The 20081-nt window shown below is 54.2% G+C and carries 17 protein-coding genes, 1 tRNA gene and 1 pseudogene; 8 read left to right on the top strand and 11 right to left on the bottom strand.

Annotation, left to right across the window (positions count from 1 at the left end; translation table 11 throughout):
- The first annotated feature begins 223 nt into the window (after window positions 1-223).
- Window positions 224-1666, top strand: coding sequence for a magnesium transporter (gene mgtE, locus QYH43_RS20610; RefSeq protein ID WP_095152049.1), 1443 nt, complete (start codon window positions 224-226; stop codon window positions 1664-1666).
- Window positions 1667-1766: 100 nt separating this feature from the next.
- Here mgtE and QYH43_RS20605 read toward each other — a convergent pair whose 3' ends face one another.
- Window positions 1767-2093 (bottom strand): Arc family DNA-binding protein, encoded by a 327-nt coding sequence (locus QYH43_RS20605; RefSeq protein WP_007992792.1) that lies wholly within the window; start codon window positions 2091-2093, stop codon window positions 1767-1769.
- A 111-nt stretch (window positions 2094-2204) separates the two neighbouring features.
- On the opposite strand from QYH43_RS20605, the gene QYH43_RS20600 reads away from it, so the two are divergent.
- Complete coding sequence (locus QYH43_RS20600; RefSeq protein WP_095058841.1) at window positions 2205-2414, top strand: hypothetical protein; 210 nt, start codon at window positions 2205-2207, stop codon at window positions 2412-2414.
- Between the two features lie 77 nt (window positions 2415-2491).
- On the opposite strand, the gene QYH43_RS20595 is transcribed toward QYH43_RS20600, so the two are convergent.
- Together QYH43_RS20595 and QYH43_RS20590 are read right to left on the bottom strand one after the other, a co-directional pair.
- Window positions 2492-2671, bottom strand: a complete 180-nt coding sequence (locus QYH43_RS20595; RefSeq protein WP_095058840.1) for a PA3371 family protein — start codon at window positions 2669-2671, stop codon at window positions 2492-2494.
- A 24-nt stretch (window positions 2672-2695) separates the two neighbouring features.
- Complete coding sequence (locus tag QYH43_RS20590; protein WP_095152050.1) at window positions 2696-2929, bottom strand: hypothetical protein; 234 nt, start codon at window positions 2927-2929, stop codon at window positions 2696-2698.
- Between the two features lie 290 nt (window positions 2930-3219).
- Between QYH43_RS20590 and QYH43_RS20585 the strand changes: the two genes are divergently transcribed.
- A tRNA-Arg gene (locus QYH43_RS20585) sits at window positions 3220-3296 on the top strand.
- Window positions 3297-3591: 295 nt separating this feature from the next.
- Here QYH43_RS20585 and QYH43_RS20580 read toward each other — a convergent pair.
- The 5 genes from QYH43_RS20580 to QYH43_RS20560 all read right to left on the bottom strand — a co-directional run bounded on the left by QYH43_RS20580 (window position 3592) and on the right by QYH43_RS20560 (window position 9329).
- The gene (locus tag QYH43_RS20580; RefSeq protein WP_095058838.1) at window positions 3592-4839 is read right to left on the bottom strand and encodes an aspartate aminotransferase family protein; all 1248 of its coding nucleotides are present in this window, start codon (window positions 4837-4839) and stop codon (window positions 3592-3594) included.
- A 102-nt stretch (window positions 4840-4941) separates the two neighbouring features.
- Window positions 4942-5766, bottom strand: coding sequence for an ABC transporter permease (locus tag QYH43_RS20575; protein ID WP_095058837.1), 825 nt, complete (start codon window positions 5764-5766; stop codon window positions 4942-4944).
- 5 nt (window positions 5767-5771) lie between these two features.
- Complete coding sequence (locus QYH43_RS20570) at window positions 5772-7019, bottom strand: ABC transporter permease (RefSeq protein ID WP_301157983.1); 1248 nt, start codon at window positions 7017-7019, stop codon at window positions 5772-5774.
- Between the two features lie 10 nt (window positions 7020-7029).
- Entirely contained in the window at window positions 7030-8109 is a 1080-nt protein-coding gene (locus tag QYH43_RS20565) for an ABC transporter ATP-binding protein (RefSeq protein WP_301157982.1), read from the bottom strand.
- A 164-nt stretch (window positions 8110-8273) separates the two neighbouring features.
- Window positions 8274-9329 carry an ABC transporter substrate-binding protein gene (locus tag QYH43_RS20560; protein WP_095058834.1) on the bottom strand — a complete coding sequence of 352 codons (1056 nt, stop codon included), beginning with the start codon at window positions 9327-9329 and terminating at the stop codon, window positions 8274-8276.
- 387 nt (window positions 9330-9716) lie between these two features.
- Between QYH43_RS20560 and QYH43_RS20555 the strand changes: the two genes are divergently transcribed.
- Window positions 9717-10352, top strand: coding sequence for a cupin domain-containing protein (locus tag QYH43_RS20555; RefSeq protein ID WP_095058833.1), 636 nt, complete (start codon window positions 9717-9719; stop codon window positions 10350-10352).
- Between the two features lie 353 nt (window positions 10353-10705).
- Here QYH43_RS20555 and QYH43_RS20550 read toward each other — a convergent pair whose 3' ends face one another.
- On the bottom strand, window positions 10706-11467 hold the full coding sequence (locus tag QYH43_RS20550) for a carbon-nitrogen hydrolase family protein (RefSeq protein ID WP_301157981.1): 762 nt from the start codon (window positions 11465-11467) through the stop codon (window positions 10706-10708).
- Between the two features lie 770 nt (window positions 11468-12237).
- Between QYH43_RS20550 and QYH43_RS20545 the strand changes: the two genes are divergently transcribed.
- From QYH43_RS20545 to QYH43_RS20535, 3 genes are read left to right on the top strand one after another with little or no spacing between them, the layout of a single operon-like run.
- Complete coding sequence (locus QYH43_RS20545) at window positions 12238-13671, top strand: aldehyde dehydrogenase family protein (protein WP_301157980.1); 1434 nt, start codon at window positions 12238-12240, stop codon at window positions 13669-13671.
- 4 nt (window positions 13672-13675) lie between these two features.
- Window positions 13676-14506 (top strand): shikimate dehydrogenase, encoded by an 831-nt coding sequence (locus QYH43_RS20540; protein ID WP_095058831.1) that lies wholly within the window; start codon window positions 13676-13678, stop codon window positions 14504-14506.
- Window positions 14493-16094: a GMC family oxidoreductase gene (locus QYH43_RS20535; RefSeq protein WP_301157979.1), complete on the top strand. Its 1602-nt coding sequence runs from the start codon at window positions 14493-14495 to the stop codon at window positions 16092-16094. Before QYH43_RS20540 ends, QYH43_RS20535 begins: the two co-directional genes overlap by 14 nt.
- A 291-nt stretch (window positions 16095-16385) precedes the next feature.
- Here QYH43_RS20535 and QYH43_RS20530 read toward each other — a convergent pair whose 3' ends face one another.
- Together QYH43_RS20530 and QYH43_RS20525 are read right to left on the bottom strand one after the other, a co-directional pair.
- Window positions 16386-17288 (bottom strand): LysR family transcriptional regulator, encoded by a 903-nt coding sequence (locus tag QYH43_RS20530; protein WP_095058829.1) that lies wholly within the window; start codon window positions 17286-17288, stop codon window positions 16386-16388.
- Window positions 17289-17391: 103 nt separating this feature from the next.
- Window positions 17392-17778, bottom strand: a pseudogene (locus QYH43_RS20525) (2,4'-dihydroxyacetophenone dioxygenase family protein); the annotation flags it as partial.
- Between the two features lie 200 nt (window positions 17779-17978).
- Here QYH43_RS20525 and QYH43_RS20520 point away from each other — a divergent pair.
- A partial coding sequence (locus QYH43_RS20520; RefSeq protein ID WP_301157978.1) for a DUF5801 repeats-in-toxin domain-containing protein occupies window positions 17979-20081 on the top strand: 2103 nt, incomplete at its 3' end.

Raw genomic sequence — 20081 nt, 5'->3', positions numbered from 1 at the left:
TCAGGACACTGCTCAAGTTTGTTTCGCAAGCGCTTGTTTCAGCCGCGATTTTTTAACGTTTTAAACCGTCAGGCGGTGTATCATTGCGCCCGTCAGCCCCGCCGGGGCTTTTGGATTACCTCCATGGACTTACCCAGTAGTTACTCAGTACCCCGTTTTTCCAATCATGAATTGACTGATTGATCCTTCCGGCGCGCCCCGCTGCTGGGAGTGGAGTTCGCCTATGTCTGAAGTTGAAGTAAAGAAAACGCAGGAAAGCTTGCAGGACCGCCTGGCTCAGGTGGTTGAATTGCTGCAGCGCCAGCGAGTTGTCGAAGACCTGACTCACCGCCAGGAAGGCCCGCATCATGACCGGGTCGAGAACCTGGTTCACCGGCAGAACCTCGTCGAGTTGCAACGCAAGCTCGATGATCTGCACTCCGCCGACGTTGCCTACATCCTAGAAGCCTTGCCGGTGGACGATCGTCTGACGCTCTGGCAGCTGGTCAAGGCCGATCGTGACGGCGACATCCTGCTTGAAGTATCCGATTCGGTTCGTGAAACCCTGATCGCCGACATGGACGATCACGAGCTCCTGGCTGCGGCCAAGGACATGGACGCCGACGAACTCGCTGACCTGGCCTCCGAGCTGCCGCGAGACGTCGTCCACGAGCTGATGGAGACCCTCGACCAGCAACAACGCGAGCGTGTGCGTTCGGCGCTGTCCTACGACGAGGAGCAGGTCGGCGCACTGATGGACTTCGAGATGGTGACGATCCGCGAGGATGTCAGCCTTGAAGTGGTCTTGCGTTACCTTCGTCGTCTCAAGGAGCTGCCGAGTCATACCGACAAACTGTTTGTGGTCGATTACGACGGCGTCCTCAAGGGCGTGTTGCCGATCAAGCGTTTGTTGGTCAACGACCCGGACAAACAGGTTTCCGAAGTGATGGCCAGCGATCCGGTGAGTTTTCACCCGGACGAAGACGCCTACGACGCCGCCCAGGCCTTCGAGCGTTATGACTTGATCTCCGCGCCGGTGGTCGACAAGAACGGCAAGCTGATCGGCCGTCTGACCATCGACGAGATGGTCGACCTCATTCGTGAAGAGAGTGAAAACGAAGTTCTCAACATGGCGGGTCTGCGCGAAGAAGAAGATATCTTCGCATCGGTCTGGAAATCCCTGCGTAACCGTTGGGCCTGGCTGGCGATCAACCTGATTACCGCGTTTGTGGCGTCCCGGGTGATCGGTCTGTTCGAGGGTTCGATCGAGAAGCTCGTGGCGCTCGCGGCATTGATGCCCATCGTGGCGGGCATTGGTGGTAACTCGGGCAACCAGACCATCACCATGATTGTGCGGGCCATGGCGCTGGACCAGGTCAGCACCGGCAATACCTCACGGCTGATGCGCAAGGAGCTGGCGGTTGCCTTGATCAATGGCGTGATCTGGGGTGGTGTGATCGGTGTCGTCGCGTTTCTGCTGTACGGCAGCTGGTCGCTTGGCGTGGTGATGACCGCTGCAATGATCCTTAACCTGTTGCTGGCGGCATTGATGGGTGTCTTGATCCCGATGACGCTGGCGCGGCTTGGGCGAGACCCTGCGATGGGTGCCAGCGTGATGATTACCGCGATGACCGACAGCGGTGGTTTTTTCATCTTCCTGGGGCTGGCGACCATTTTCCTGCTCTGAGTCAACGTTCACTGAAACCCGCCGCCCGGCGGGTTTTTTGTGCCCGGATTTCAGGCAAAAAAAAGCCAGCGATCAGGCTGGCTTGGGCTTTCGGAGCGTATCAGGACGCGTCGGAGGCCATTTCTGCGTCATGAGCGATCAGCGAAACAAGAGCGTTCTGCTGACGGTGAGAAAGTTGGCGGAAGCGTTGCAGCAACTCGCGTTCGTGCAACGAAAGCTCCGGGCTGTCCAGGCGCATGCTCAGCTCTTCGCCCAGTGCGCCTTCCTGAATAAGACTCTGTTCAAGGCGTGCAATGATTTCGGAGTTCATGCTGCGATGATGATTGCGAGCCACCTCGGCAATGCGTTCACGCATTCCGTCTGGCAGACGTACGACGAACTTGTCAGCCGTACGGCTGGAATAAATTGCCTGTTTCAATGGGCGCATATATTTAACCGGTTTAGTTCAGGGGAGCGGTTTTCGGGATCGGCCGCAGGATGTCTGGTAGGACAAGCGCTCTGGCCAAATGTTCAACCTGAATTGATGGAGGCGCGCATCATGCCTCAAATGAGCCGGATCCTTGGCGTCAATTCTGTGACAAATATTGAACTGGATAAAGGCGTTCTGCCAGCACCAATTATCAGAAATGCGGACTGGTTTGAAAACTTCGACACGCCCGATTCGCTGATTGCACTCACTGACCGACAAACGGTGCCTGAAGGAATGAACATGCGAATTCGATCAACGTTCCTTGCTTATACAGAATAGTGGCAAATGGCCGATTTACTAGGGGCGTTGTCTCTACAGGGCAAGTTCAGGATGGATGCCTGTCCCTTCCACCAGCGTTAACGCAGTACCGGGTCAAACTTGATCTTGCGTCCGACGATCAGTGCCAGCACGAATAGCGCGGTGAATATTCCGCAGGCAATCAACGGCAGGGTGAAGGACATGTCCTGGCTCATCGACAAATGAAGAATGCCGCTCAGTAAGGCGAGGATAAAAAATCCTGCGGCTGATTTGGACATGCTGTGCTCCTCAAGGGGGGACATTCAAAAGACCAGGCGTTCGGAAGAGGGTGCCGGCAACACGATGTTTTCCTGGCTAACGTCCTGGCCGACAAATCCGTGCTGATCGTTGATCACTGCCAGTTGCGGCGACTTTTGCAGCTGAAGGTAATACGGCATGCGCTCGGCCACCTGTGGCTCACTGTCCTGGGTGAAAAAATGACCACCCAGCAAGATTGTCAGCGCGATCGCATTCAAGATTAAAAGGGCGCGGTTCATGACGCTGGCCTCGATTGTTCTGTGAGAACAGCTGAAGCAGCTCGCATGCCAGAGTCTATCTGTTATTAATTTCTTAAAAAACAATGGATTAAGTTATTTTTGCCAAGTGTCGATCTTGCATTTTGCAATGATGGCTTTTTGCGCTGATGCAATTTGCACGGTAAACAACTCGCCCCCCCAAAGTGGCGCCTGCCTACACTTAAAAAGCCAACGGACGACATGACAAAAGCAGGCCTGCCCGTTAACATGCACGCCGTCTATCGCAACGCTTCGCACCGCGGTCGACCTGTGTCTCAGTAGCTCAATTGGATAGAGCATCCCCCTCCTAAGGGGAAGGTTGGCAGTTCGAACCTGCCCTGGGACACCATATTTTCCGGGCTCTTCAGCTGGAGTTGAATTCCTCCAGCTAAACCCATGGGTGCAGCAGCGGACCTATAGGTGCTGCGTCTGTGACCCTTCCTTCATCCTCCTCGTAAACATTGCCTACACTCGAGATTGCCGAGAATGACCTCGGGCTCGATTGGGAGTGTTTCGACATTGACTATCAGCATCGCGATCGCCATATACGACGCTGTTGCCAGGGTCGCGATGCCGAACGTCGTACACAAATAGTTGCCACTTATCAGGTGGGGAAAAGGAGGTCTGAAGACCTCCTTTCTGGATCAAGCGTTCGCGAATTCAGCGCTTAACTTGGCAGCAGCTTTCTCAAAGGCAACTTTCATTTCTTCGATCACGAAGCTGTTGTGCTCAAAGGAAATGTAAATACGGCCGTACGGAGACGGCATCATCAACACTCCTGCTTCGCGCAGCGCCAGGTGCAGGGCCATGGTGAAGGCAGGGTTCGCTTTCTCGACTGCCTGCTCGTACGTCACCGGGGGCGTCATTCCCAACCAAACACCAAACACATTCCCGTAGCCGCTGGTTGAAATGATCACGCCATGCAATCTGAAAATGGCCTCAATCGCAACGCGTAGATCGTTGCCGCATTGGATGAGACTCTCGTAGTCGCTGTTATCCAGTTGAGTCAGGGTGTTCGTCATGGCTGCGCATGCCAGCGGATTACCGCTGAATGTGCCCCCGCGAAGGACACGTCCTTCTTCAAAGCCTGCCAAGATGTGAGGCTTGCCGACGATCGCAGAAACTGGAACGCCGTTACCAATCGCTTTGCCGACGCTCGCGATATCAGGGCTCAAACCTTCACGCAGCCCTGCCAGGCCGGCATACAGCCGGAAACCCATCAGAACCTCGTCACAAATCACCAGTGCACCGTGTTTATGAGCAATGTCCTGCACATGTTTGAGGTAACCAGGCAATGGCATGATGCATCCAGCGTTGGCCAGCATCGGCTCAAGGATGACCGCCGCGATGTCATTGTCTTCTTCGAATAGTCGCTCTACATCTGCGAAATCGTTGTAGCGGATCAGCGTAGTACGTTCGGTAAACGGACGCTTTCCATCCTGGAAGCTCGCTTCCCTGGAGGTGACGTTGCCGTAGCTGACATCATCGAACCATCCATCGAAACCGGCAGCCATCTTGGCAATTTTTCCGCGGCTGGTATAAGCCCGAGCTGCACGGCAGGCGAGGTGTACAGCTTCGCTACCGGAGTTAGTGAAGATCACCTTTGAGAGCTCGCCGGTATGTTTGGCCAGTTCAGTTGCGGCTCCATGCTCACGGACATGAGCCCAAGATGGCGCGGCACTGTCGCCTAATGCCTCAGTAACTGCAGCATTTACCGAGTCATTCGAGTGGCCAAGCAATACCGCACCAAAGCCCAGCGCGGTATCGATGTATCTGCGACCTTTGTCATCCCAAAGGTACGCGCCTTTACCTTTGCTAATGAACAGTTTTTCACCATTCAGGTCAGGCAGGATACGAGCAGCACTGGAAACATCACCAACTAAATTAGGCATAAAAACCTCTGAATTTTGACAGTAGTTAGCCGTCCCGGGTATTGGGCCCGAGAGGGTTTTTACGTAGCTTTTAACGAGCCTGAATAGGCTGCGTGTGCCTTCTTATTCTTGTTTTATCTTCATTTTTTCGTTGCGACGGCGGAGTAATTCCAGTGTCAGCAACATCAGTACGGACAGGATGACCATGATGGTGGCGACAGCCGCGATGTTTGGACTGATGTTCTCTCTGATACCCGAGAACATCTGAAGCGGAAGTGTTCTTTGCGACGGGCTGGCCAGGAAAAGAGTGACCACCACCTCATCGAAAGACGTGGCAAACGCGAACAGTCCTCCCGAGATCACTCCTGGGGCAATCAAAGGCAACACGACCTTAAAGAAGACCGTGAGCGGTGGGGCACCAAGACTGGCAGCTGCTCTGCTCAGATTGGTGTTGAAACCCTGCAAAGTCGCATTAACCGTGATAACTACGAAAGGGACACCCAGCATCGCGTGCGCCAGTACCAATCCAATGTAGCTATTGAGCAACTGCAGTTTGGCGAAGAAGAAGTACAGACCTACTGCGACAATGATCAGAGGCACGATCATTGGCGAAATGAGAAAGGCCATAACCACGTTTTTGAAGGGGAAGTTACCCCGACACAAGCCAACGGATGCCATCGTCCCGAACACCATCGCCAGCAAGGTGGCGCCTGGAGCGATGATGAAACTGTTCTTGAATGCTTGGCGCCATTCTTGAGACGTCATCAGCTCTTCATACCAACGGAAGGAGAAGCCATCCATTGGGTATGTGAGAAAAGATGACGAATTGAAAGATAAAGGAATGATCACCAGTATCGGAACGATCAAAAACAGCAGTACAAGGATTGAGGTAGAGACCAATCCAAACCTGGCCAGTTTCTCTGCAGAGGAAGCGTAAGGCTGCAACATGTCGATTACCTCGCCTGGGTTGGGTTGGTGAGCTTTCCGTACACCATATAGAGCAGCAGGGTTGCGATCAGCAGCAGGCTACCTAGCGCCGATGCCATGCCCCAGTTGACGGTTTTGTTGGTGTAGAACGCGACGAAGTAACTGACCATTTGATCCGCTGCACCCCCTACCAACGCTGGCGTCACGTAGTAACCAATTGCCAGAATGAAGGTGAGCAAACCACCGGCTGCTAGACCCGCGAAGGTCTGGGGGACATACACTCGCCAGAAGGCAACGAAAGGATGTGCCCCAAGAGAAATGGCGGCGCGTACATAGTTCGAAGGAATGCTTTTCATCACGCTGTAGAGCGGCAAAATCATGAACGGCAGAAGGACATGTGTCATCGCGATGATTACGCCAGTCCTGTTGAAAACAAGCTGGACAGGTGCGTCCACAATCCCAAGGAACATGAGCGAGCGGTTGATCAGGCCATCTGATTGCAACAGTACGATCCACGCCGCTGTGCGAACAATCAGAGACGTCCAGAAGGGCAGCAAAACGCAGATCATCAACAGGTTGCTTTTACCCTCTGGCAAAGTGGCCAGCCAGTAAGCGACTGGAAAACCGAGTAACAGGCAGAGGATGGTTACAACGCCGCCGATATAGAAGGTGCGTGTGAAAATATCCAAGTAAATCGATTGGTTCGGCTCTGCTTTGACAATGCTACCGGTGGCGGAATCAACACGATGATCGAGGGCCGCAAGCAAGAAATAAGGTGTCAGCTTCGACGATGCTTGCTTCAGGGCCTTCCAATAATTCACGTCTCCCCAAGCACTATCCACAGCGATCAGTGCCTCACGCTTAGACGTTGCGGTGCTGTCCGGCAGCTTGCGCAGCGTCTTAGTGATAACGGTTCGGTAAGCAGGGATTTCGTAACTCAAGCGTTTGGTAAGAGCTCCGATCTGACCGCTCTCTTTTGCGCTAGCCAGGTCTTTTACCAAAGCATCGTAAGTGCCCTCGCTCGGCAGCGAGGTACCGTCCCAGGATCCGAGCGCCTCTGTTGTTGCAGGCATGGCGCTATGCACGTCGGGGTTGTCCACGCTTCGAGTAAGCATGGTGCCGATTGGGAAGGCAAAGCACACGAGTACGAACAGAAACAGCGGCGCAATGAGCGCTAGCGATTTCAGTTTGTATGAGCGTTCGGCTTTTCTAAGCTTGGCTCTAAGATCTAGCGCTTCGGCCTTGCCTGAAAGAATTGCTACTGAATGACTCATGATCTGCGACTCAGTGTGTGGTCACGTCCAGGGCACGTATGTGCTCTGGCGCCCAAGAAATGGAAATCGAGCTACCTACAGTCCAGCTGCTATCCATTTGCGAGGCAGGAAGCTTGATCATGAAGTTCGGTTGCCCTGCAATTTCAGTAATCATTCGAACGTGGTCACCCAGGTAGATGTACTCCTGAATGCGAGCAGTCAATGGCGTACTGCCAGCCGGCCCAACCACAACGCGCTCTGGTCGAATGCAAAGCGCGACCTGATCTCCAGGCTTAGCCCCAACTACCGAAATCGCCCGGATCAAGCTGCCGTCAGCCAGGCGTGCGATAGTGTGACTGTCATCTCTGGAAACAAACGTAGCGATCAGGGTGTTGTTTTCACCGATGAACTGAGCCACGAAACTTTTGGTTGGGGCTTCATAAATTGCCGCAGGACTGTCGATCTGTTGGATCACGCCGTCATTGAAGACAGCGACACGGTCGGACATTGTCAGTGCTTCGCTTTGGTCGTGTGTCACGTAAACAACGGTCAGCCCGAGCTGCTTGTGGAGGTGTTTAATCTCCAGTTGCATGTGTTCGCGCAACTGTTTGTCCAGGGCACCCAGTGGTTCATCCATCAATACAAGTTTGGGTTCAAACACCAGGGCCCGAGCCAGCGCGACTCGTTGTTGTTGGCCACCCGACAGTTGAGCGGGGTAGCGTTTTGCGAAGTCGCTGAGCTTTACCATGTCCAATGCACGGCGGACTTTTTCCCTTCTGTCGACGCTATTCATTTTGCGGACAGAGAGCGGGAATGCGAGGTTTTGCTCGATCGTCATGTGAGGGAACAGTGCGTAATTCTGAAACACCATGCCGATATCGCGCTTGTGGGGTGGCAGGTTGTGCAGCGGCTTGTCCTTCAGAAAAATCTCGCCGTGTGTCGGTGTTTCGAAACCGGCCAACATCATGAGGCTAGTGGTCTTACCAGAGCCGGATGGGCCGAGTAGTGTCACGAATTCGCCTTCTTTGATATCTAGGTTTAGATCCTTAACGACTGGCCGAAAACCATCGTAGGTTTTCTGGATGTTTTTGAAGCTAACCAAGTGATTCATGTGGCAACCCTCATTCGGGAGTAGGCAGAAATAATCTTCGCTACTCGTCCGCCTACTTATTCAAAAAAGGAGAAGCAACCGTTATTTTTTCTAGTCGCAGGGTGGACGCTGGTAGTTGACCTGCCACCTGGCCATAGGTGGCAGGAGCAACCTAGGAGGATCGGTTACTTTTGGGCGATCCAGGCGTTGAAGCGCTCGGTCAGTGGTTCAGTGTTTTCGACCCAGAACTCGACATCCAGAGGCACCGATTGAGCAAGGTTTTCTGGGGTCGTTGGCAGGTCAGATTTCATTTCTGCCGGTACAAGTTCGTTGGCGTTTTTGTTGGTCAGGCCGTAAGCGATGAACTTAGGCAGCTTTGCCTGGTTTTCAGCTTTGCTGGCATAGCCAATGAAGTCCATGGCGGCGGCTTTGTTCTCGCTGCCTTTAAGAACAGTCCACGAGTCGATGGCCGAAACGCTGCCATTCCACAGGAACTTGAAGTGCTTGCCCTCATTACGGTTGAAGCCGGTGATTCGGCCGTTGTAGGCAGAGCTCATGACAACGTCACCAGCAGAAAGCATTTGCAGCGGTTGTGCGCCGGCTTCCCACCAGACAATGCTCGATTTGATCTCGTTGAGTTTATTGAAGGCTCGGTCGATACCTTCTGGAGTACGCAGCACGTTGTAGACTTCGGCTGGTTTTACACCATCTGCAATCAATGCAAATTCAAGTGAATATTTTGGCCCCTTACGCAGACCACGTTTCCCAGGGAATTTCTTGGTGTCGAAGAAGTCGGCCCAAGAAGTTGGAGTGGCCTTCAGTTTGTCGCCGTCCCAGGCCAAGCCAGTGTTCCAAACAATGGCGCCCACCCCGCATTCGTTGACGGCTTCGGGGATGAAATCGGATTTGTTTCCGACCTTTGCCCAATCAATTTTTTCGTAGAGGCCGGAGTCGCATCCCAGAGCCAGATCCTCGGCTTCGACTTCAACGACGTCCCAATTCGGTGTTCCTGCTTTTACTTTTGCGTCGAGCACACCAACGCCGCCGTCCCAACTTTGGTCGAGGACGTTCTTTCCGATTTGTTTTCCAAATGGCGCGAAAAAAATCTCACGTTGTGCATCCTGAAAGTTTCCTCCCCAGGAAACAATCGTGAGGTCACGGGCGTTGGCAGCTTGTGATGAAGCTGCAATCCCAACGAGGGCAAATCCAAGTGCTGCTACAGCGTGGCATGGCTTGTGCATTTTGAAACCTCGACGCAGATTGTTGTGTTGTTGTGGTAAAAATTTTTACCACTCAAAAATAATCTAGGCAAGTTTTATTTTTTAGCTCCGAAAAAATCTCCAATCGCCCGGATAAACGGTAAGCGATTGTTTTTTAATGCTTAAAATTTAGGATTTTGAGCGTTAGGTGACTAGATATTGGTGGTTTTTGTTACCTGGCTAAAAGTTTTCGTCATGGACGAGCGATCTTGAAATCGTGTTACTTTGCTTCCCTTGAGGTGCATTGCGTGGTGCGAAACAACTCAAATTGGTGTGTATGATTCGTGTTGGCTTCAAAGAGAGTGGGCAGTTCAAGTCATCGAACTGAAGTTTGGCCCCCTCGGGTGCCGTTTATCTGAGGATTTAACCGTGATAGAAATACCGGCGATTAGTCGAAGCCCCCATGCCCCCGAAGATCCGTCTGAAGACCCTTCAGAAATTCAGGAGACTGCTTCGGTGGGGGCGAGACTGAAAGCATTGCGACAAAGTCGCGGGCTTTCAATTCGAGGGTTGGCTGAGCAGGCCGGAGTTCCTCATGCCACGCTTTCGATTATCGAGCGAGACAAATCCAGCCCGTCCGTAAGTATTTTGAAACGCTTGCTACGCCCCCTGAATGTCACCCTTAGTGTGTTTTTTTCAGATTCGGCAGTTGTAGATCGGGCAGTTTTCTACAAAGCCGATGAATTGGTGGAGCTTGCTGATGGCAAGAAACTCTCTTATCGACAGGTGGGGGCGAACCTGGCGAACAGCTCCATGATGATCCTGCACGAGCGGTACGAGCCAGGAGCTGACACTGGACAAGAGGGTGAGGAGCTTTATTCCCACGAGGCCGAGGAGGGCGGAATCATCATCGAGGGCAAGCTTGAAATGACCGTTGGGGATGAGGTGCGAATCCTTTCGGTGGGTGATGCCTACTACTTCGACAGCAGACTCCCGCATCGCATGCGCAATCCTTTTGACGAAGTTTGTGTCGTGGTGAGCGCGGTTTCTCCCCCAACGTTCTGACCGATCTACTTCCTTGAGTTATCGGGTGTTTGGCTGCACGCGCGCCAATTGGCTGTGCGTGTAGACACAGGCTTGATTCCATAAGCATCCGCCCTGTGTTCTTGCTCCGCTCGGAGCTTTCGACTCGATAAACTCTTGCTCGGATGCCGGGTTCTCGCTGAAAACGATCTTCATTGTAACCGTCCGGCCAAGTCATCTACCCAGCCCCGCAAGGCCCAGGTCATTCAAGAGTGTGCACAGCCCGGCGCTTCGATTGCCAGCGTCGCGCTCGGCCATAGCCTCAACGCAAACCTCGTCCACAAATGGATTCGGGTGCAAGCGCAGAAAAGCCCGGCGCTCCCACCTCACCGAATTTAGGAAGTAACGAAGACTGGAGTTTCGAAACCTTGCCACCCATGAAGCTGTTTCGAGACGATCAGCAACCGGTTCCCCACGCCGTCCGTGGACGCAACGCATCGACCCTGCTCATTCCAAAACGCGCTCTGCCCAGCAGCAGCCCACCCTCCGGTCGGGCCGCCATGATTCGCCATGAGCACGGCCATTCCATGACGCTTTGAGCAGTTCTGCAATAGCGAACTATCACGTGAGTAACCGGTTTCACCGATGAGCACACTAGCGGCATACAACTGCGCGCCTTGTTTTGCAGCGTGTGATGAATGTTCCGGGTGACTGAAATCAGCACACACCGATAGGGCTATGGGTAAGTCGGCGATAAGCATCAAATCGCCCCCATTACCCGCACTAAAGAATTGCTCTTCGCCAGGGTGTAAATGCTGCTTGGTATAGACACCAATCGAGCCATCTTGGTGGAGTATGAAAGCTGCAATTAGCGGTTTGTCATAACCGGGTAGGCGCAACGGTAAACCCACTACCGTGGTCATGGAGGCTTCCCGCGCAAGGTGTCGCAAGGGGGAGAGAAGTGGGCTATCTATATCCTGCGCCAGGGCTTTAGCCAAGGTTGGTTCATATCCTGTGAGCGATAACTCGGGAAAGAGTAATAGCCCCACCCCCTGCTCGCGAGCGTGCTGCATGAAATCCATGTGCAGCGTCAGGTTGGCACTGATATCGCCAGCACGAATGGCGCATTGGGCAGCTGCAAAAATTGGTGCCGGCATGAGCGTCTCCCAAAAGAGCACAATCCTAACGTGGCCCCGATTCGCACGCCACAGCGTGTTCCCTGGGGTAAAGCGCATGGCACATATACTTTTCCACAGTAAGGCGTGTTGGCCAGACGGTTACTCTTCATTACCGACCTCTCTCGGTGAGCTGTTCGCGCATAAAAAGCCGCTGCCAGTAAAGGTATCGATCTGGCAGCTGATGAGGGTGAGACGGTGATAGCCGTCAGTTAAGCGAAGGCGCGAATTATCAGCGCATGATCAGCATGGAAATGATGGGCAAATTTCGGCGCACGCATTCGAGTCGTCGCTAGATTATCAATGATCGTGCGTGCCTGAGTTTGTCGTTTAAATCTGAGTAAGAATTGTGAACTTGATTTAAGTAGTTGTATCTCCAGTTTCTTTTAGAGCGAGCTCTCACGTTCGTTGTATGAATGAGATGGCTGCATCCTTTCGTTCTTGTTCTTCATACTGGGTGTGAACTGCAGGCACAGCTACGCCGTAGACAGTAATGGAGCCCGGGGGGTATGGTTTTGTTCAGTGCTTCAGATGCTTGCAAGGTCATTATCACGGTAGCCCGAGTAATCTATGAAAGCTCACTAGCTCGACTGTAATTCATTGACGTCATTTTATTAGAGTCAAACGTGTTTTGTTTTATTGCGAGGCGTGGCTGGCTCAGCTTGTTACGTGCTTGTTGATTGCTCTGCACTGACGAAAGTTATATTTACCCTTCAGTTCACCTACATAAATATTAGTGTCTGGGAGAGTGCATGAATAAGAATTTTATTGCCGGAGAGTGGCTCGAAGGCGCCGATATCAACCTGAATATCAATCCTTCCGATACTAATGATGTGGTCGGTGAGTACGCGCGCGCTGATGCTTCTCAAGCGGCGATGGCTGTTGATGCGGCTTTCGAGGCGGCTCCGAACTGGGCTCGATCTACCGCCGAGGTGCGAAGTGACGCGCTCGACCACATAGGCACTGAGATTTTGGCTCGTCGTGAAGAGTTGGGCCGGTTGCTCGCGCGCGAGGAAGGGAAAACCCTGCCTGAGGGTATTGGTGAAGTGGTTCGCGCCGGCAGGGTGTTTAAGTTTTTTGCGGGCGAAGCATTACGCCTTTCGGGCGAACGCCTGGCATCCATTCGCCCTGGGGTTGAGACCGATGTACGGCGCGAGCCAGAGGGCGTGGTCGGTATCATCACTCCCTGGAACTTCCCTATCGCAATCCCAGCCTGGAAGATCGCCCCTGCATTGGCGTTCGGTAACGCAGTCGTTTTCAAACCAGCTGATCTGGTGCCTGGCAGTGCGTGGGCACTGGCGGAAATTATTGTTCGCGCGGGTGCGCTTCCCTCCGGAGTGTTCAATCTGGTCATGGGGCCCGGCTCGAAAGTGGGCGATGTCTTTGCGAAGTCTAAAAAAGTACGGGCTTTGACGTTCACGGGTTCCACTGGCACAGGCCGCAGTATTGGCATGACCTGCATGGAGCGCGGTGCCAAAGTCCAGCTGGAAATGGGCGGCAAAAACCCGCTCATTATTTTGGATGATGCAGATCTCAATCAGGCAGTTGAAGTAGCGGTCTCCGGCTCCTTCTTTTCTACAGGCCAGCGATGCACCGCCTCCAGTCGATTGATTGTCCAGGATGGCATACACGATCAATTTGTTGAGGCCGTGATCAAGCGACTCTCTTCACTCAAGGTTGACCACGCATTGTCTGAAGGCTGTGACATGGGCCCTGTCGTGTCACAGGCGCAGCTCAAGCAAGACTGCGATTACATCAAGAGCGCCCAGGAAGAGGGTGGGAAGCTCGCTTACGGCGGCGAACTGCTGACAAGGGGCACACCAGGTTTCTACATTTCTCCGGCGCTGATCACTGAAACCACTAACCAGATGCGTATCAACCGGGAGGAAGTTTTCGGCCCGGTGGCGAGTGTCATCCGCGTTAAGGATTACGAGGAGGCAGTCACGCTGGCTAACGACACCGAATTCGGTTTGTCATCTGGGATTTGCACCACTTCTCTCAAGCACAGCTCGGACTTTAAGCAACGGTCTACCGCCGGCATGGTGATGGTCAACGTCCCAACAGCAGGAGTGGATTACAACGCACCTTTCGGCGGTCGCAAAAACTCAAGCTATGGGCCTCGCGAGCAAGGTGGGTACGCAAAGGAATTTTATACCTCCGTCAAAACCACCTACACATTGGCCTGAACTCATGGAAAACAAAAACAAGATCACTGGCACCACACGGGTATACGCGATCATCGCTGACCCAATCCATCATGTGCAGACACCCGGTGCGATGAACCGCCTGTTCACTGAGCGCGGTGATGATCGGGTAATGGTGCCATTTCATGTCAGCACAGATGGTCTCCACGGCGTTGTTGCAGGACTGCGCGGAATACAAAGCCTGGATGGATTCATCGTTACGGTGCCGCACAAATCCGCAATCGTTGAGCTATGCGATTCTGTGTCAGATGCTGCGCGACTCGTAGGTGCGGTCAACGTAGTGAGACGCAACGAAGATGGAAGCCTGCATGGCGACATCCTGGACGGCGCGGGTTTCTTGGCAGGTCTACGTCAACGGGACGTAGAACCGGCCGGCATGTCGGTCTATTTGGCAGGTGCTGGGGGCGCAGCAAAGGCAATCGCGTTCGCTCTCGCCGCTGCAGGCGTCAGAAAAATCACCCTCTTCAATCGCACCACAAGCAAGGCAGAGGAGCTTGTCCAAAGACTCGCCATCGTCTTCCCCGCTGTGGAGCTGTGTGTCGGCTCAGATGATCCATCTGGCCATGATTTGGTAGTAAACAGCACATCCCTTGGGCTCTCTGTGGATGACATTCTGCCCTTGAATGTAGCGTTGCTCACCTCATCGCAAATTGTCGCAGAAATCATTATGAAACCTGCGATCACTCCCCTGTTGGCAGCCGCAACTGAAAAGGGCTGTCGAGTGCTTGATGGAATGCCAATGCTGCTTTGTCAGATTGAGTTGATGGCTGCGGCGATGGCGACTAATAAGAACGAGCAAAATCATGAGTACATTTGATTACGTCATTGTTGGTGGTGGCACGGCTGGCTGTATCCTCGCCAATCGGCTCACTGCTTCCGGAAAATACAAAGTTTTGGTGCTGGAAGCGGGGGGCGAACCGAACGGTTTTTGGATTCCTATTCCTGCTGGCTTCACCAAGCTGCTAGTGGACAAACGTTACAACTGGCGATTTAAGACCCAGGCCGAGGCGAACACGCGCGGAAGGGAAATTTCCGTACCCCGTGGTAAGGGGCTCGGCGGATCTACCCTCATTAACGGGATGATCTATGTGCGTGGGCAGCCAGGGGACTATGACGCTTGGGAGTCAACAGGGGCGAAGCAGTGGAATTTCGCCACGCTCAAGCCCTACTTCAAAAAAATCGAGACTTATGCTCAAGGCGATGACTCGCGTGGTCATGAAGGCCCGATGCATATTCAGCAGGTCACAGAGCGCTATCCCGTGTCGGACGCTTTCCTGGAGGCGAGCATTCAAGATGGACACCGGCACAATAAAGATTACAACGGCGATGATCAGACGGGATTTGGTTACTACCAGGTTGCCCAGCACAAGGGGCGGCGTTGGAGCGTTGTGGACGGCTATCTCAAGCCGGCAAGAGCACGTGCTAACCTGCAAATCGAGACCAATGCACATGTGTTGCGCCTCGAACTTGAAGGCTCACGTTGCACTGGTATCACTTACCGTCAAGGCGGTCGCGAGGTCACTGTCAGTGCCCGACAGGATGTCATTTTGTGTGCCGGAGCCATTCAATCGCCGCAAATCCTGGAGCTGTCGGGAATCGGGCGACCTGATGTGCTCGACAAGGCTGGCATCCCACTCAAGCACCGTCTTGATGGTGTAGGGGAAAATTACATCGATCACTTTGCCACCCGTATGAACTGGCGGCTGAAGAACACGGTGACTCTCAATGAGCTGGCACGCGGATGGAGACTTGGTCTTGCCGTGGCTGAGTACTTCACCAAGCGCACAGGAATTCTGACACTGGGTACCGGCTTGGTTCATGGTTTTGTGAAGACCAAGCCTGAAATGCCTACGCCGGATGTGCAATATTTCATCGTACATGCAAGCTATGCCAATGCCGCCGAGCGAATTTTGGATAAGCACCCAGGCTTCACGATTGGCGTCAGTCAGCTACGTCCTAAGTCTCAGGGCAGCATTCACATCCAATCAAAGGATCCTGGTGTTATGCCTGCGATTCGTCCGAATTTTCTGACTGAGGATGAAGACTGCACGAGTCTGATCCAGGGCATGAAAATCGCGCGAAGAATTATGGAACAGCCGGCGATGAGTGCATTCGTCGATGCAGAAACCAGTCCGGGCTCCCAAACCAAGAGCGATGAAGATTGGCTCGAATTTGCACGAGACAATGGCCAGACGATTTATCACCCCATCGGCACCTGCAGGATGGGCGAGGACGAGGGCGCCGTGGTCGACTCACAGTTGCGAGTCCATGGCCTAAGTGGTCTTCGTGTCGTCGATGCCTCGGTCATTCCATCAATGATCTCCGGCAACATCCAGGGTGCGGTAATGGCTGTTGCTGAGCGTGGGGCCGACTTGATACTTGGCTCCGCGCCAATTCATTGCTGAGAGCGGGCTCGTCGCAGCAATGCTTGAAGTACCACTAAGCATTGCTGTGGTGTTGTGTTGTGTTCCATGGATGTTTAATCCGGGAACGGTAGGGACAGCCAAGCACTGAAGAATCTTTAGCGCAGGCAGATTTTGATAGCGTGTGGCACGAACAGTGCTACCAGCGTTCCGGGGATGTCGCCGGGTAATCGTTAGGTTGCCGATTTACCCCGTGGCTTGGGGCGGTTTAACCGCCTCGCTTTTTCGCGTGAGGCTGCATGGTAGATGGGGCGCGCTGTTTCTGGGCGATGCCTATATGGCCCAAGGTTGCTCAGCAATTTTGGTCTCAAGGAAGTCTCGAAAAACCCTGATCCTGGGACTGAGATGCTTGCGATTTGAGTACACCATGTAGATGGGTTCTTTTTCATCCAGGGCGTACTCCTCAAGCAATGGGATCAGGCGCCCTTTCCTGATATCCGCCCCGATATGGAATTGCGCAAGCTTCACGATACCTGCACCCGATAGTGCCATCTGACGCAGCAGGTCACCCTGGGCAAAAGACGCTTTGGCGCTGACAGGAATCAAGGTTTTTTGGTGGTCGATTTCGAACTCCCAGTTATTCCAGGCGCTTTTGAAACTGAAGTTAAAACAGTCATGGTTCTCAAGGTCTTGTGGGTGATTGGGTCTACCGCAACGCTCGATATACTCCGGCGAGGCGCAGATGACCCAAGCACTTTCACCCACCTTTCTGGCAATCCGTGATGAGTCGGGTAAGACACCGCTGTGGATGGCTATATCAAGACCCTGTTCAAATTGGTCGATGTATTGGGGGCCAACTTGAATGTCGACGCTCAGGGCAGGGTATGTGGCAAGGAACTCTGGTAGCCAGGGCAAAATTTGATGCTTGGCGAAGGTTGTCATCGTATGGATGCGTAGAGTTCCGCTAACGCGCGTAGGGAACGCTTCAGCCAGGGAATCTGCCTCTGCCATGGCGTTGACCACTTCCCGCGCGCTGACCAGGTAAGCTGCACCTTCTTCAGTAAGGGTGAGATTGCGAGTGCCTCGCTGGAATAGGCGAGCCTGCAGCCGATCCTCCAGGCGAGTGATGAGCTTGCTGATGGCAGAGGGAGTCAGTCCGTTTGAGCGCGCCGCTGCAGAAAAATTTCCGTGCTCGGTGGCCCAAATAAAGGCCAACATCTGCGAGTAATTGTCCATTGATCTACCTTGTCGACGGGCTGTTCGAAAATCAGCGTGCCACTTTTCTGGGGCTGAAACAATAAGCGTGCCATAAGCACGCTTATGATTTTCAGATCAATGATCAGCGAATGAATTGCTTGATGTAGTCGTCAGGTAGACCCGGTTCTTTGTAGTGCTTGCGGGCTGCTTCAAGCGTGGTGAAAACGTCTTCGTAGCCGACCGCTACACCTTGTGGATCGACGTAGGTGTATCCGCCTTGGACGTGGAATCAGGTGATCATTTCTTCAACATCTTCCGGCACGAAAAGGGTATGGGTTTCACCGGGAGGCTCATACGCAAAGCAGCCTTCGGATGCGACCCAATCATGCTCCAGGTAATACCAGCGCCCCTTGAGCACGATGGCATGAGCGCCGCCGGTGTGGCGATGGCGGGACAGCACGCCGGCCTGGCGTATGCGGAGCAGGTTGATGTAGTAACCGCCAGTGACGCTCAGCAGCAATGGCTTGAAGGGCACGGCAGGCTAGTCCGGGCAGTCAATTCTGCCTTCTCGCGATGTCAACCTCCCCCTCCCAAGTAGTCTGAATCTCCTACCTCCTCTGGGAGTATCGGCCGATGCGCAATCTCCGGTGCGTGCTCATAGTGGTGTCCTGATAAAACAACAATGGTCCACGGTCGGTCTCGATGAATGGACCCGTTCAGGAGAAAACCATGACTATGCGCAAGAAAACCTCATCGCCTACGAATGACCTGACCAACAACACCGATACCCATCCTTCATCCGCCTACACACCGGTCGTCACCACTGACCAGAAGGACTACGCCCCTGGCAGCACCGCTAGCATCACCGCCAACGGTTTCGCTCCCGGCAGCACCGTGACGTTCGAAGTGGACCACGCTGTCGGTGCCGGCGCGGATAAGGTGTGGGGCACGTCCGACGATGTGCTCGATACCAACACCGGTGATGGGCACGAGCCCTGGTCCGTGACCGACGGCGGTGCCGGCGATCTCGACGGTAAAGTCAACGGCAGTGTTACCACCTCGTGGTACGTGAACCCCGACGACTCGGCCGGCGCGACGTTTCTGCTCACCGCGGCCTCGGCCGGCGCCGATGGTGCGCCCGGTACGGGTGACGACGCTGTAGCGACTACGTCCTTTACGGACAGTGTTTTGGGCGTCGTGCTGACCGGCGAGGACGTTACGCTGGACGAGACGGCCGGGTTGCAGAACGCCACGGCCACTCCAGCCCCAGCGGGAGACGCAGACGACAACGACATTCTGGTGGCGTCCCTGCCCACGAGTTTCGCGACCCGATTGACCGCACTTGGGGCAGGTACCGCAACAGGTGCCGCCTTGAGCGGCTATACCGGGGCCGTGGGCAACACGGGCAGCAATGCATTCACCATCAACGCTTTACCCGGTGGAAGCCTGACTGATGTCAGCTTCGTTGACAGCACTGGCGCCGCACTCGATGGCGATGACAGTGGACTGTTTACCCTCGATGGCACCAGCATCCTTCTCTATACCGATACCGACAACAACATCGTTCTGGGCCGAGCCGGTGGGCCGAACGGCGCGATCGTGTTCGCAGCTTATATAGAAGAAACCGGAACGCCAATTTCGGGCGGCAAGATCTGGACCGTGGAGTACCAACCGCTCCAGCATCCAGACGCGACGAACGCCGATGACTCGGTCAATCTGATGAATAAAGTCTTCATCGGGGCCAGTCAGGACCAGGCGTTCAGTCTGCTCAATGCACCTTCCGGTCAGAACCTCTTCCTGATGTTCACGAAGCTGAACCCGGACACGACAACGGTCAATGGTGTCACGCGGATCACGGATCCCGTCATCATCGCCACCGGCAAGGACCCGGCAAACCAGTCCACCGGCGTCAATATAAACACCGGCGACACGGTCAATACCAGCCAGGCGGGTGGCCCGACCACCTTCGGCACCAACAATCAGATGATTGTGGAACAAGAGGGCATCCGCTTTTCGTTCGTGACGGGTGCCCGGCAGAATGTGACGGTTCCCTTCCTCGATCAAAACGAAGCAGACCTTGAATCCAACATCGACTTTACCGCCGTCTACAATACGAAGTCGGCGAGTTTCGACGTCGTGCAGTTGCAGGGCGGCAAGACTGCTGTCGTAAGAGTCAGTGCCTTCAGCACCGCGGCTGAACCTGGCGTGAATTTCATCGACGGATATGCGGGTGATACGTCGATTGCAATCACCAGCGTTCGCGTCACCAACATTAGCACCGGGGTCGTCGCGGACTCCACCGCACCGTCGAATACTCTGGGCATTGTCTTCAGCTTTGCCGGCGGGGTTGTGACCATCAGCGGCGTCAAAGCCGGTTACGACATTGAATACACCACAACGGCGGATCACAACCGCGTGCTCGTCGAGAACGGCGCGGCCACCAACGCCAAGGGCAATGATCACGCCGATTTTGATATCGGTGGCTTCAGGCTGGTCCAGGCTTCTCTGCAGACCGTCGAAATCGGCTCCAAGATGATTTTCGACGACGACGGGCCAAGCATCAGTACTACCGGTACGGAGCCAGCGCTGACGGTGGATGAGACGGACCTGACAACCGACGTCACCCAGAGCTTTGCCGCCAACTTCGATTCGGCGTTTGGCGCCGATGGGGCGGGCACGTTGACCTATGCGCTGAGCATCGGCGCCGGTGCCACCGGGATGACGGACACGGCCACGGGCCAGGCGGTGGTCCTGTCGCTCAACGGCACGGTGGTGGAAGGCCGCACGGCCACGAGTAATGATCTGGTGTTCACGGTCAGTGTGGCTGCCAAT

The sequence above is a fragment of the Pseudomonas sp. C32 genome (assembly GCF_030417915.1).
Lineage (GTDB): Bacteria > Pseudomonadota > Gammaproteobacteria > Pseudomonadales > Pseudomonadaceae > Aquipseudomonas.
The sequence above is the reverse complement of the archived record's forward strand: the minus strand, read 5'-3'. Positions and strand labels throughout refer to the sequence as shown.